12 protein-coding genes are annotated in these 14550 nt (G+C 41.2%); 1 reads left to right on the plus strand and 11 read right to left on the minus strand.

What is annotated here, in order from left to right:
* Positions 1 to 76: 76 nt before the first annotated feature.
* From ACYPZI_RS03050 to ACYPZI_RS03080, 7 genes are all read right to left on the minus strand, one after another.
* Positions 77 to 310: a hypothetical protein gene (locus ACYPZI_RS03050; RefSeq protein ID WP_459598477.1), complete on the minus strand. Its 234-nt coding sequence runs from the start codon at positions 308 to 310 to the stop codon at positions 77 to 79.
* Between the two features lie 93 nt (positions 311 to 403).
* On the minus strand, positions 404 to 1732 hold the full coding sequence (gene fucP / locus ACYPZI_RS03055; RefSeq protein WP_459598479.1) for an L-fucose:H+ symporter permease: 1329 nt from the start codon (positions 1730 to 1732) through the stop codon (positions 404 to 406).
* Positions 1733 to 1753: 21 nt separating this feature from the next.
* Positions 1754 to 3217 (minus strand): rhamnulokinase, encoded by a 1464-nt coding sequence (locus ACYPZI_RS03060; protein ID WP_459598481.1) that lies wholly within the window; start codon positions 3215 to 3217, stop codon positions 1754 to 1756.
* A 5-nt stretch (positions 3218 to 3222) separates the two neighbouring features.
* Positions 3223 to 3867 (minus strand): class II aldolase/adducin family protein, encoded by a 645-nt coding sequence (locus tag ACYPZI_RS03065; RefSeq protein WP_459598483.1) that lies wholly within the window; start codon positions 3865 to 3867, stop codon positions 3223 to 3225.
* On the minus strand, positions 3864 to 5018 hold the full coding sequence (gene fucO, locus ACYPZI_RS03070; protein WP_459598485.1) for a lactaldehyde reductase: 1155 nt from the start codon (positions 5016 to 5018) through the stop codon (positions 3864 to 3866). The genes ACYPZI_RS03065 and fucO overlap by 4 nt, the downstream gene beginning before the upstream one ends.
* 70 nt (positions 5019 to 5088) lie before the next feature.
* The gene (locus ACYPZI_RS03075; protein WP_459598487.1) at positions 5089 to 6876 is read right to left on the minus strand and encodes an L-fucose isomerase; all 1788 of its coding nucleotides are present in this window, start codon (positions 6874 to 6876) and stop codon (positions 5089 to 5091) included.
* 30 nt (positions 6877 to 6906) lie between these two features.
* Positions 6907 to 8286 (minus strand): alpha-L-fucosidase, encoded by a 1380-nt coding sequence (locus ACYPZI_RS03080; RefSeq protein WP_459598489.1) that lies wholly within the window; start codon positions 8284 to 8286, stop codon positions 6907 to 6909.
* A gap of 178 nt (positions 8287 to 8464) precedes the next feature.
* Here ACYPZI_RS03080 and ACYPZI_RS03085 point away from each other — a divergent pair, with 178 nt between their 5' ends.
* The gene (locus ACYPZI_RS03085) at positions 8465 to 9325 is read left to right on the plus strand and encodes a helix-turn-helix domain-containing protein (RefSeq protein ID WP_459598491.1); all 861 of its coding nucleotides are present in this window, start codon (positions 8465 to 8467) and stop codon (positions 9323 to 9325) included.
* Between the two features lie 30 nt (positions 9326 to 9355).
* On the opposite strand, the gene typA is transcribed toward ACYPZI_RS03085, so the two are convergent.
* The 4 genes from typA to lpxD form a co-directional block, all read right to left on the minus strand.
* A complete protein-coding gene (gene typA / locus ACYPZI_RS03090) occupies positions 9356 to 11158 on the minus strand; it encodes a translational GTPase TypA (protein WP_459598493.1) in 1803 nt (600 codons plus the stop codon).
* 88 nt (positions 11159 to 11246) lie between these two features.
* On the minus strand, positions 11247 to 12032 hold the full coding sequence (gene lpxA, locus ACYPZI_RS03095) for an acyl-ACP--UDP-N-acetylglucosamine O-acyltransferase (RefSeq protein WP_459598495.1): 786 nt from the start codon (positions 12030 to 12032) through the stop codon (positions 11247 to 11249).
* An 8-nt stretch (positions 12033 to 12040) separates the two neighbouring features.
* The gene (locus ACYPZI_RS03100) at positions 12041 to 13426 is read right to left on the minus strand and encodes a bifunctional UDP-3-O-[3-hydroxymyristoyl] N-acetylglucosamine deacetylase/3-hydroxyacyl-ACP dehydratase (protein ID WP_459598497.1); all 1386 of its coding nucleotides are present in this window, start codon (positions 13424 to 13426) and stop codon (positions 12041 to 12043) included.
* Positions 13427 to 13447: 21 nt separating this feature from the next.
* Positions 13448 to 14491: a UDP-3-O-(3-hydroxymyristoyl)glucosamine N-acyltransferase gene (lpxD, locus tag ACYPZI_RS03105; protein WP_459598499.1), complete on the minus strand. Its 1044-nt coding sequence runs from the start codon at positions 14489 to 14491 to the stop codon at positions 13448 to 13450.
* Between the last annotated feature and the right edge of the window lie 59 nt (positions 14492 to 14550).

The raw sequence follows: 14550 nt of genomic DNA on the forward strand, positions 1-14550 counted from the left end.
TTTTTTTGCATTATAATAACTTGTTAATTACTACTTAAATATAATAAAAATATATCACAAATCAAAGCGAATACGCCTAATAATCAATACTATAAATCCTTAACTTAATGACATTGGGGGCACCCACACGGTGCAGGCGGCGTAGAAAGGGACGGGGCGATAGCCCGTTCGTCCCTTTCAGCCGGCAAACCGATTGTGGGTCGCCGAGGGACGAAGCGCTAGCTTTTTGCTTACTTTTGGGCAATGCCAAAAGTAAGGGCAAGCCCGATAGGGCGCGGCAGTGATGAGCATATGTTGAGAATATAAGCAATAGACGTTTATCTGCTCAAGATAATCGAACGTTTTCATCCAACAGGAATAGCATTAACTGCTGATTGGCATTATTCATAATACTATAGTGAAATCAAGGTTTTACCCGGCTTCCTACATAACCAAAGAATGAGATATAAAGGAAACAAAGCAGAGGTATAACAAAGCCTACATTCATACTTACAGCACCTATATGCCCCATCAGCCACGGAGCTATTGCCCCGCCCACAACCATAAGGACTAATATAGACGCCGCTGTTTTTGTTTTATCTCCTAATCCCCTGACTCCAAGAGCAAAAATGGATGGGAACATGATCGACATAAACAGGTAAGACGCGATCAAAGCAATTACACCAAATCGGTTATGGTTCATTGTTACAAAAAGCATCAGAAGTGTATTAATCGCCGCAAAAGTACCCAAGAGCATTCCGGGCTTAACTTTTTGCATAAGAATACTTCCTGTAAGCCGCCCGACAGCAAACAAGCCCATTCCTCCGATTCCCAGTAATAAACCTCCCTGAAGCTCATTCAACTGTAATTCTTTTACCTCAACAGTATAGTTGATAAAGAAACTGCCTATGCCTGTCTGAGCAGCTACATATAAAAATTGGGCAAGGACGGCAAATACAAAATGCTTTTGTTTTATCAATGGTTTACTATCTCCGTTTAAAGTGGTATTACCATCTTCCTCCGGACTTATTTCCGGCAATCTTGTAAACAGGAACAATATCAATACCAACAGAACCAATATACCTAATCCCACGTAAGGGGGTATAAGGACAGAATTATCGGTCGTATGCCCTTTTATTGTTTCAGCAACTCCCCGTACAACCTCTCCGGCTCCTAAAAAGACCTTGGAAACAGCCTCTCCAAATAGTTCAAATATCGATTTACCCGATTCATTCTTGAATATTAGAAGCGAACCGACAATGGGGCCCAACACCCAACCAAGCGCATTAAATGTCTGAGCTAAATTGATACGGCTGGCCGAAGTTTCGGGTGAACCCAGCACTATCGTATAAGGATTTGCAACAGTTTCGAGACAAGTTAATCCCGCGAATAAGATAAGCAAGCCTAGCAAAAAAGCCCAAAAGGCATTAATACCCACTGCCGGCACAAACCAGAAAGCTCCTGTGGCAAACAGGATAAGCCCCACGATAATACCGGTCTTATACCCAAACCGGCGGGCAATATACCCTGCGGGAAGCGCCATAAGGAAATAAGCGCCATATGCAGACATTTGTATAACCCCGGATTGCGCTTTGGTCAAGTGTAAAGCATCCTGAAAGTGTTTATTCAGCACATCGAGCAAACTGTGGGCAAATCCCCACATAAAGAACAGGCTCGTTATAAGGATAAAAGGGAACAGATAATTTTGCCCCTGACTTCCTTTAAATAAAGATTTTTTCGTTTTGTCGTTCATTTTGGTATTAGATTCGTTTTATCATTTAAACAAGTGGCTCACTTTAGATGCAAAAGCTTTCCACTCTAAATTACTTCCGGGATAATAACTTCTAAAGTTAAAACTATTTTTCACAATGAGATGACCTTCCTCCAAATTTGTTATTGCTTTATCGGTTACAGCTTGTTGCAGAATATTTCCTATCGCCGTAGCCTCGGTCATACCGACAACAACCTCAACTCCCAAAGCATCAGCGATATACTGATTCAACAATTCGTTTTGACTTCCACCTCCTACAACTGCTAAATGCTTAATACTCCGACCGGAACATGCCTCTAATTTTTTCATTACGAAATGATATTTCAAAGCTAACGATTCGAGCACGCATCGCACCAGTTCTCCTTTTGTTTCAGGCAATAACTGACCTGTTTTATTACAATATTCCTGAATAGCTCTCGACATGGATACCGGATGGGTAAATGCCGGATCATCGGTATTTACAACGCTTCCGAACGGTTCACTCTTTGAACATTCCGATAATAGATGATCGTAAGAACAATCTTCATCTCCTCTTTCCCATTCGGCAATCAGTCGTTGCAGCAACCACAACCCTGTGATATTACGCATAAACAGTATCTTGTTGTCAACTCCGCCTTCATTCGTGAAATCATTTATCATTGCTTCGGACGTAAGAATAGGTTCTTCGGCCTGTATACCCAACAGCGACCATGTTCCGGAACTCAGGAAAGCCCATTCGCTTCCTACTGACGGGATAGCAGCAATAGCACTTGCCGTATCGTGTGAACCTACAGCAAACACAGGGATTTCAGAAGTTCCTGCTTCCCCGGCAAACTCTCTTTTTAGTTTTCCTATTACAGAGCACGGATGTACAATGTCGCTCACCAGATGAGAGGGGAGTTCCAACTGATCGAATAAATCAAGTTCCCAATCCCTTATTTTAGCATTCAGCAATTGAGATGTAGAAGCTATTGTATATTCATTATATACTTTTCCGGTGAGATAATAATTAATCAAATCGGGTATAAACAATAGCTTATCAGCGACAAGTAAAGTCAAATCATCATCTTTTTCGAGGCTTAACAGTTGAAAAACAGAATTAATTTCCATCTGTTGGATTCCAGTAATAGTATATAGCTTTTCCTTCGAAATCCTGGATGTCGCTTTACCCATCATACCCTGTGTACGGCTATCGCGATAGCAGACAGGATTAGATATCAGCCGTCCTTTTTTATCTATCAATCCAAAATCTACACCCCATGTATCGACAGCAATACCCCGCAAATCGTATCCTTTGTTTATAGCCTGATGTATACCTTCTTTAATATTCCGGAATAGAGACAAGAAATCCCAATACAATGTATCGCCGAGCTTCACAGGCTCGTTATTGAAACGATGAACTTCATCCAAACGGATACGACCGTCTTCTATTGTTCCGACAATAGCGCGTCCGCTTCCGGCTCCAAGATCCAAAGCTAAATAGGCCATAGCGCTTATTTTGCGGTTTTTCCTAATACATAGACCTCCAAATCGCGAATTTCATCTTCCGTCAGAGTTAAATAATTTCCTTCGCCTGCCCGGACAATGATGCTGCATGCCAATTCGAAAAATACAGCTTTTTGGAAAGCGTCGTCAAAATCTTTTCCACATACAGCCTGTCCATGTTTGCTCATCAAAATGCAATCATGATCGGTCAGCGCTTCTGTTACAGCCCCGGCTAATTCTTTCGATCCCGGACGATAATAAGGAATAACAGGAATCTCTTTTCCGCAATAACAAGGCACTTCGGCAACTACATTAAAGTTTTCAGGCTTATTTTTCATACAAGAGACAATCGTAGCAAACTCCGACTGAAAATGAAGTACAACATTCATGTCTTTGCGTTGACGCAAAACGCCCAGATGAAATACACTCTCCATCGAAGGTTTCGGGCCATCGATACGCATCCCCGTAGAAATATCACAAATTGCGACGTTTTCCTTTGCCAAACGAGGTAGCCACGAACCTGTGCCTGACACAAGGGCTACATTATCCTCCACCCGCCAAGACAGGTTGCCGCTACTGCAAAGTTGTAACCGTTCTTTTCCTACACGATGAGCTTGCTCTATAAATTTATCTATCTGTTCCTGAGTTATCATAATACTTTTTTATATAATTCTATAATAGTGTCTTTTGTTATTTCTCTTGGATTACCCGGTGTGCACACATCATTTATAGCAGCTTCGGACAGCTTGTCTAAATCTTTTTCTGTGATACCAAATTCGTTTAGATGCTCCGGTATACCTACCTTTACGGCTAAATCTTTCACTGCTTTGATTGCTAATCGCGCGTTTTCTTCCTTAGTCTTACCTGATTGATATACATCCATAGCCTTAGCTATAATCACATATTTGTCGATAGCGGCAGGAGCGTTATATTCCATAACAGTAGGAAGTAGCATCGCATTCGCAACACCGTGGGGTATATCGAAAATAGCGCCCAACGGATGAGCCATACCGTGAACAAGACCTAATCCAACATTGGAGAATGCCATACCTGCGATATACTGAGCAACAGCCATGCCATTACGAGCTTCCGCGTTATTTGGCTCGAATGTGGCAGTTACCAGATAGCGATTAATCATTTCAATGGCCTTTATCTCAAACATATCGCTCATTTCCCATGCTCCCTTCGTAATCAATCCCTCTATAGCATGAGTCAAAGCATCCATACCTGTAGCCGCGGTAAGGCTTTTAGGTAACGTGTACATCAACTCGGCATCTACGATCGCGACAATAGGAATATCATTAGGATCGACACATACCATCTTCTTCTGATTTACCTCATCTGTTATCACGTAGTTGATCGTTACTTCGGCTGCTGTACCGGCTGTGGTTGGCAGTGCAATAACAGGAACGGATTTCTTTTTGGTAGGAGCCACACCTTCCAAAGATACAACATCGCTAAATTCGGAATTGTTGGAGATAATCCCAATCGCCTTAGCTGTATCGATAGACGAACCGCCACCGATAGCTATGATAAAATCTGCGCCGGATGCAGCATAAGCCGCCAAGCCGTCTTTTACATTCTTTACTGTGGGGTTTTGTTTGATTTCGCTGAATATATCATACGGAATATTCGCGGCATCAAGTATAGAAAGAACTTTATCTGCCACACCAAACTTTATCAAGTCCTTATCTGTCACGACAAGAGCTTTACCCAACCCTATTCTCTTAATTTCATCCGGTAATACTTGTCGTGCTCCCGGGCCAAAGTAAGACACCTCGTTCAGAACAAATCTATTTATCATGGTTTAATTTTTGCTGGTTAGTAAAATCAAATACAGCAGCGACTAAAAGCCGCTACTGTAAGATATAGTTTTATTTATAAAGAGGCCCATAAGTCTGACACGCACGGTAATCAGCGCCTTCTTTATCCATACCGAAGGCAGCCCATGCGGCAGGACGATAGATGTCGTCTTCATTTACATTGTGCATACAAACCGGTATACGAAGCATAGAGGCTAATGTGATAAGGTCAGCCCCAATATGGCCAAAGCTTATTGAACCGTGATTTGCTCCCCAATTGTTCATCACCGAATATACATCCTTAAAGTTAGGATCGTCTGTAAGGCGAGGCGCAAACCATGTTGTAGGCCAGCCTTTATCTGTGCGGTCGTCCAGTATTTTGTGAACAGCCGGATCGAGTTCCACAGACCAACCTTCTGCTATTTGAAGCACAGGCCCTAAGCCTTTTACCAGATTCAGGCGTACCATTGTACATGGCATTCCTCCACGGGTAAGGAATTTAGAGGAAAAGCCACCTCCACGGAAATATTCACGGTTGGCAGGAACCCATCTTGTAGCATCCAGGCAAGCTTTAGCTTCCGCTTCGCTAATATCCCAGAAAGGTTTCATCGCCGGCTTGCCATCCTTACCTTTTTGTTGCGCCGAACCATCGAGTGTAGCCGCGCCTGAATTGATAAGGTGGATAATTCCATTTGCCGCCTGCCCCTCAAGTTTCTTACCGGTTACACGTTCTACAGCCGAAGGGCTCCAATAGGTACGTACATCAGCAAATATCTGAGAGGTATTTGTTAATAAATAACCGAACAACATGGCAGTACCATTGAGAGCATCGTTTTCTGTTGCCAGAACATAAGGTGCACGGATACCTGTCCAGTCGAACGAAGAGTTCAATATAGCCTCGGCAAAGTCTCCGTTAGGATAAAAGTCTGTCCATTGGCGTTGTCCCTGGAAGCCTCCCGCGATAGCATTGTGTCCTAGAGCCTCTTCACCGAATCCCATTTCTTTCAGTTTCGGGTTGCCGACCATCAAGTCGCGCATAATAAGAGCCATTTTTACAACGAACTCCCAATCGCGGTCTTTTCCTTCGCGGTTCTTCTGAAGGTCTTGCCTATTGCATATATCTTCGTTTTCTTTGCAATTAGCTTTTGCCCAGGCCAAAGCTTTTTCAAACTCTTCTTTATCGTAAATGCCTTCTGTCATGCGGCGAATGATTTCCACTTCATCTACGCCTTCACAACGCATTCCCAGATAGTCTTCAAAGAAATCTGTGTTTACGATAGAGCCGGCGATACCCATACATACGGCGCCGATAGAGAGATAAGATTTGCCTCTCATTGTCGCAACCGCCAATCCGGCTTTAGCAAAGCGAAGTAGCTTTTCTTTCACATCGCAAGGAATTTCTGTTGTCCCTGCATCTTGCACATCATGTCCATAGATACCAAAAGCGGGCAATCCTTTTTGAGCATGACCGGCAAGAACAGCTGCTAAATAAACAGCTCCCGGACGTTCTGTCCCGTTGAATCCCCAAACAGCCTTCACGGTATGAGGCTCCATATCCATCGTTTCGCTACCATAGCACCAACATGGAGTCACGGTAATAGTTACACCAACGCCTTCCTTACGGAATTTTTCCGCACAAGCGGCGCTCTCGGCTACACGGCCGATAGTAGAGTCGGCAACAACACACTGAACAGGCGTCCCGTCAGGATATTTCAGAGTCGAAGTCAATAGATCAACCACACTCTTTGCCATGTTCATTGTTTGACTTTCGAGTGATTCACGCACCCCACCCATACGTCCGTCGATAGTGGGACGGATACCAATTTTAGGCCATTCGCCTTGAAATCTTTTTCTAGTCATGATATTTTAGATTTAAACAGTTAATTATTTTTATTCTAGTTCTACTTTCAGTACATAAATAGGATATTGCGTTTTACCAACCCAATTAAATTGTATATTCAATCCTTGATCTGTCTGCGACCATTTTACTGCTTTACCATTTTCAAGCAGCCTGACCCCTTTTACTTTATATTCTTTATTTATGGATTTGATTCTATAGTTTTTCTCGGTTACATCGCGCGCTATTGCGTATATTACTTTGCTTTTAGAAGTAAACCGAAAGTCGGCTATCCGATCTTTAGGAGTTCCATCGAACTCAGCATCATGAAAATCTGTCTTAACCGCTTCGTTTGATAAGCCGTATAAATTTTCACCGAATACAGTCCAAGGTCTTGTTCCATAAATAGCCTCTCCATTTGCTTTCAGCCATTTATGATATGCTTCCAGCCCGGGTTTTGTCAGTTTAGGAAAATCTCCTTTTCCGGTTGGCCCAATATTCAGCAACAGATTTCCACCTTTACTTACAATATCTGCTAAATGGCGGATCAGCTCCTCGGGTGCTTTATATATGGTATCGAATTTGTTGTATCCCCAATTTCGTCCCATAGTAATACAGGCTTCCCACGCACGATTATCTATCTTATCCATTAGTCGTTGTTCAACAATGGCATAATCCCCTATACCATTACCGATGCGATTATTTATAATGCAATTGGGCTGTATCGAATTGATCAATCTCCTCAACTCTTGACTTTGCTGCTTCGTCACCAGCTCTGGTGTATCGAACCACATCATGGCAATATCACCGTATTCTGTCAACAACTCTTTGAGTTGGGGCTTTACTTTTCGTTCTATATATCGTGATAAAACTTTAGCATCTTCATTAGAATAATCCCAAGTATTACTTCGCCCGGCTTTTTCCGGCCAATTAGTGGGCACGTCCGGATCTTCCCAATCACGCCCAAGGGAGTAATACAACCCCAATTTCAAACCTCCTTCACGACAAGCTTGAGCCAATTCTTTCAAAGGATCTTTCCCATATGGAGTTTTCTTTACGATATTATAGTCGCTACACTTCGAATCATACATAGCAAAGCCATCGTGATGCTTGGTTGTATATACAACATACTTCATTCCGGCTCGCTTTGCTGCTGCCACCCACTCTCTGGCATTAAAATTTACAGGATTGAAACCATCGGCTATCTTAGCATATTCTTTGAGCGGTATTCGTTCGTATAACATAAAGTGCTCGCCACCCCTCGAAGGTTTTCCCTTCCATTCCCCAGCAGTCTGTGAATACAACCCCCAATGGATAAACAAACCAAATTTATGATCCCTAAATGATTCAATTTCTCTACTAGAAGTTTGCCCTTTAATTAAAGTAGGGATAAGAATGTGCAAAAGCACAGTCAATAGCAGTAATTTTTTCATGGTTTACACGATATTGATTCAGGTGTAACAAACATACACCTAAAAGACAACAATTACTTTCACTATACCGATGAACCGATAACACTTTTTCGATATTATAGTTAAATAATATTCCACTATTTACTATAAATTAGTACATTTACATATTAAAAACATAATATAAAAGCGACGTTCTGATATGTACGGAAAGCCAGACCTGATACTGCTCAATGTAGGCCATTCGGAATTAAACGCGAATTGGAATTGGAAGGGAATATACAGTCCGTTTGCACGAATATATTATGTTGAAAGCGGGAAAGCAAGAACACGAATCGGAGGAAAAATATACCCTTTGCAGCCCGGGCACCTATATTTGACCCCACCTTTCACCCTGCATGATGACGAATGCGATAGTTATTTTTCTTTATACTACATTCATTTTTTTGAAAAAGCCTTATATAAAGAATCAATATTTGATATTTATGAATTTCCCATCGAAATAAAAGCCAGCGTTCTGGATTCATTATTGACCGAACGATTGTTATATATAAATCCAGACCGGCACTTAAGACATTACGATCCTAAATTATATGATAATCCGCCTACATTTTCGCAATATATCGCAGATAACAACCGAGTGTCAATGCATTCTTCAATAGAGACCCAAGGTATACTATACCAACTTATGTCGAAATTTCTGGAAGCGGCCACGATTAAAACAAGCGATAGAGATGCCCGTATAAGTAAAGGCTTGCAATATATTCATGAAAATATAGACAAGGATATATCAGTATCGAACCTGTCTGATATAGCTTGCCTTTCGGAAGACCATTTTATTCGTTTATTTCGCGACGAGATGGGATATACCCCGCTTAAATACATCAACCTGAAAAGAATAGAGAAAGCACAATTGCTTCTTCTTACTACCGATACTCCAATCAGGGAAATTGCCTTTGAATTATCGATAGACAACATATCATATTTCAACAGAATATTTAAACAATATACCGGAAAAACACCGAGCGAATATCGTTCGGAATATAACAAGTATCCGAAATAGACAATTTATGAAGAATAGAGAGAAATAAGCCTAAGCTTTCTTGGTCATTCTTTTTCTATCATTTTCATCCAGATAGATTTTACGCAGACGTATGGCATTTGGAGTTACCTCAACATATTCATCATCTTTGATGTATTCGAGAGCATCCTCGAGACTGAATATTATAGCCGGAGCTAACTTTGCCTTATCATCGGTTCCTGAGGCCCGGACATTTGTCAGTTTCTTCGATTTTGTCAGATTTACGACTAAATCGCCTTCTTTATTACTTTCTCCAACTATCTGCCCCATATATATATCGGTCTGAGGTTCCACAAAAAAATGCCCTCTGTCTTGCAGCTTATCTAAAGCATACGCATATGCATTTCCCGATTCGCTGGCAATAATAGACCCATTCGATCTTTTATCTATATCTCCTTTCCACGGCTGAAATTCCAAGAACCGGTGAGCTATTACAGCCTCTCCCGCCGACAAGGTAAGAGCAGTATTATTCAATCCTATAATACCTCTCGAAGGAATGGTAAACTCCAGATAAACACGATCTTTCTTACTTCCCATCATCGTCAGTTCTCCACGGCGACGTGTAACTAAATCTATAATTTTACTGGAATACTCCTCCGGAAGGTTAATAGTCAATTGTTCAACAGGCTCATATTTCACGCCATCTATATTCTTTATGATCACCTTGGGCTGACCTACTTGCAGCTCATAACCCTCACGGCGCATCGTTTCAATTAAGATAGATAAATGAAGAATACCCCTACCGTAAACGATCCAGGAATCGGAACCCTCTGTCGGTTCGACCCGTAATGCAAGGTTACGGTCCAATTCTCTCATTAAACGATCGTGAATATGACGGGAAGTCACATACTTACCATCTTTACCAAAAAACGGAGAGTCGTTGATTGTAAATAACATCGACATTGTAGGTTCATCAATATCTATTGTCGGTAACGATTCAGGATTTTCTATATCCGCTATCGAATCTCCAATTTCAAAACCCTCGATACCGATAAGGGCACAAATATCGCCGCATTCGACACTCGATACTTTTGTACGTCCCAATCCCTCAAATGTATTTAATTCTTTTATTCTAGTTTTCACAATAGATCCATCCCGCTTACAAAGAGACACATCCATATTTTCTCTCAGCGACCCGCGATGTACACGTCCCACAGCTATACGTCCTACATATTTAGAATAATCGAGAGATGTTATCAACATCTGGGGTGTTCCTTCCAATATTTCAGGAGCCGGGATATATTTTACAATAGCGTCTAATAATGCAGATATATTCTCTGTGGGCTTACTCCAATCTTCAGACATCCATCCTTGTTTGGCCGAACCGTAAATAGTTGGAAAATCAAGCTGTTCCTCTGTTGCGTCCAGACTGAACATCAGGTCGAAAACCATTTCATGGACTTCGTCGGGACGACAGTTTGGCTTATCTACTTTATTGATAACAACAATCGGTTTCAGCCCTATCTGAATAGCCTTCTGAAGGACAAAACGAGTCTGGGGCATAGGACCTTCAAATGCGTCTACCAACAGCAAACAGCCATCAGCCATATTGAGTACCCGCTCTACTTCCCCGCCAAAATCGGCATGCCCGGGAGTATCTATAATATTTATTTTGGTTCCTTTATAATTAATCGAAACATTCTTTGAAAGGATTGTTATACCCCGTTCGCGTTCGAGGTCATTATTGTCAAGTATAAGTTCTCCTGATGTCTGATTATCTCTGAAAAGTTGTCCGGCAAGAAGTAGCTTATCTACAAGGGTCGTCTTACCATGATCGACGTGGGCGATTATCGCAATATTTCTGATATTTTGCATATAAATTATTTGAGGGTGCAAAGGTACAAATAAAAAATCCATTTAGATATCTAAATGGATTATATATTTTCCATAGTCAGAGATATTATCATCCCATATAGCCTCGAACTATTCCCCGTGGCGAACTTTTTATAAAGTCCACTATCAACCTCATCTCCGGTGTTTCCTCAAATTCTTTCTCAATTTTATTGACTGCGTCGGAAAAATTAAATCCGGCCTGATAGATAGTTCTATAAATTTCCTGTATCTCGTTGATTTTCTCGTTTGAGAATCCGCTCCTGCGAAGCCCCACAAGATTGAGTCCCGAGTAACAAACCGGTTCACGACCCGCTATAACATACGGGGGAATATCTTTACCTAACCGGGTTCCGCCCTGAATCATAACATGCGCCCCAATCCGGGAAAACTGATGAACAAGAGTGCCCCCACTTAAAATAGCATGGTGATCGACCTCTACTTCTCCTGCCAATTGGGTTGCATTTCCTATTATGACAGAATCGCTAAGGATACAATCATGGGCTATATGGCTATAGGCCATCAATAAACAATTTTTACCAACAACTGTACACCCCTTCGAAGCTGTCCCTCTGTTTACAGTAACACATTCTCTAATCATAGTGTTATCGCCTATAATAGCTAAACTGTCTTCTCCTCTGAATTTAAGATCCTGAGGTATTCCAGCTATAACAGCCCCCGTAAATATTTTACAATTTTTTCCGATACGGGAACCTGATCTAATATTAGCTCCTGACATAATCACAGTCCCCTCTCCGATCTCTACATTTTGGTCGATAAAAGCAAATGGCTCTACAGTAACATTCTCTCCAATCTTTGCTTCAGGATGTATATATGCCTGATTAGAAATACTTGACATAAGTATAATTATTTATTTTTCACAATTTGAGCGGTAAATTCAGCTTCGGAAACAAGCCTATCGCCAATAAAAGCATAACCTTTCATATTGGCTATTCCTCTACGTATCTCCGATATAAGATTTAACCTGAATAAGAGGGTATCGCCGGGAACTACCTTGTTCCTGAATTTAACATTATCTATTTTAAGAAAATAGGTAGAATATCTTGCAGGGTCTTCTATCTGTGATAATATAAGTATCCCCCCTACCTGAGCCATTGCTTCCACCTGCAATACGCCCGGCATAACAGGCTCTTGAGGAAAGTGACCCTGAAAATACGGCTCATTCATAGTGATATTCTTCACACCTATAATATGTTTCTGTCCCACTTCTATCACTTTATCTACCATCAGGAAAGGATATCTGTGAGGAAGCAATTCTTTGATACGATTAATATCAAAAACAGACTCTTTATTGGGGTCGTATATTGGAGCCGGCACTTCATTTTGTCTTATTTCCTTACGGATAAGGCGTGCTAACTTGTTATTAATCTTGTGTCCCGGACGTGTAGCGATAATACGCCCTTTTATAGGTTTTCCTACTAACGCCATATCTCCGATGACATCAAGGAGCTTATGACGAGCCGGCTCATTAGGGTATGTAATCTGACGATTATTTAAATATCCCAATTCTGTAGCATCCTTATGAGGAACGCCCAATAAATCGGCAAGGCTATCTAATTCTTGTTGCGATATCTGACGTTCATAAATTACAATAGCATTATCCAAATCTCCTCCTTTTATCAAACCTGCTTCACGTAATTTTTGTATTTCCCGAACAAAAACAAATGTACGGGAGCCGGCTATTTCTTTAACAAAATCATTCAAGTGTTCTAACGAAGCCGATTGGTTCGGAATATATTTCGATTCAAATTCGATAAACGAATTTATACAAAAACGGTCATCGGGAAGAAGAGTCAGCTTTGAACCTGTTTCTTCGTCTACGACTTCCATCTTATGACGTACTACAAAATAATCCCTATCGTCTGATTGTTCTTCCAGTCCAACTTCATTTATAGCCTCGACATACTTACTCGAACTGCCGTCCAGTATAGGAAATTCGGGCGCGTCTACTTCTATCAGGCAATTATCCACCCTCAATGCATAAAGGGCTGCCATCGCATGTTCTATAGTGCTTACGTACACATTATCCTTAATCAATACTGTTCCACGTTGAGTATTACCCACATTTTCGGCGAAAGCATCTATTACAGGCTGGTTTTCAAGATCGACTCTCTTAACTTTATATCCAAAATTATCAGGAGCCGGATTAAATGTTATTGTTATCGGCAATCCGGTATGTAAGCCCTTTCCTTGCAATGTAAAGCTGCTTTTAAGAGTGTGCTGTTTACTCATTTCTGTTTTATAATGTATTAATTATTGTTTATTAGATTTCAAAGCGTCTATTTCTTTTTGTAACTGTGCTATCTGGCGGTACATTTCCGGCAATTTAGGAAATATAATACTCGATTTGAAAAAATCCTTTACAGGAATCGCAGGCGCACCTAATATTTGGGCATTTGGTTTTATATTGCTTATTATCCCTGATTGGGCTCCAATATTAGCATTATCGCCAATGGTAATATGGCCTCCCAAACCTACCTGGCCTCCAAACATGCAATGCTTACCTATTTTGGTAGATCCTGACACACCCACCTGAGCCGCCATCACGGTATTTTCCCCAACTTCAACATTGTGAGCTATTTGGATAAGATTATCCAACTTCACCCCCTTGCGAATAATGGTAGCATCCATAACGGCGCGGTCAATAGTAGTATTGGCGCCTATTTCAACATCATCCTCTATAATGACTATTCCCATTTGGGGGATTTTCTTATACACTCCATTTTCAGGAGCAAAACCAAAGCCATCGCTGCCAATAACAGCCCCGGCATGTATAATACAGTTACTACCAACGACGCATCCCGAGTATATTTTCACACCCGGATATATAGTAGTGTTATCGCCAATCTTCACATCATCTCCGATATACGACTGAGGATATATTTTCACATTATTTCCTACTTGCGCGTTATCCGCGATATAAGCGAATCCCCCAATATATACATCTGTACCGACAGATGCACTGTCTGCGATATACGACATTGGCTCTATGCCAACCTTTTGGGGTTTTGCTTTTTCTACCATGTCCATCAATACGGCTAATGCGGCATAAGCGTTAGCACAACGGATAAGAGTCGCCTGAACCGGCTGTTCGGGCTTAAAATCCTCATTTACTAAAACAATACTCGCTTTAGTAGTATAAATATGATGGATGTATTTAGGGTTCGCTAAAAAAGTCAATGTACCGGGTTTTCCTTCCTCTATAGGCGAAAAGTTATTCACCTTTATAGAAGGATCCCCTTCAACTGTACCTTTTAAGACTGTAGCAATCTGCTCCGCAGTGAAGGATACTTGCATAAAAATAGACTAAATAAAAAACAGTGCCTTTTTCAAGACGCGAAATAAATAATAATTTT

Source organism: Dysgonomonas reticulitermitis, from assembly GCF_054601275.1.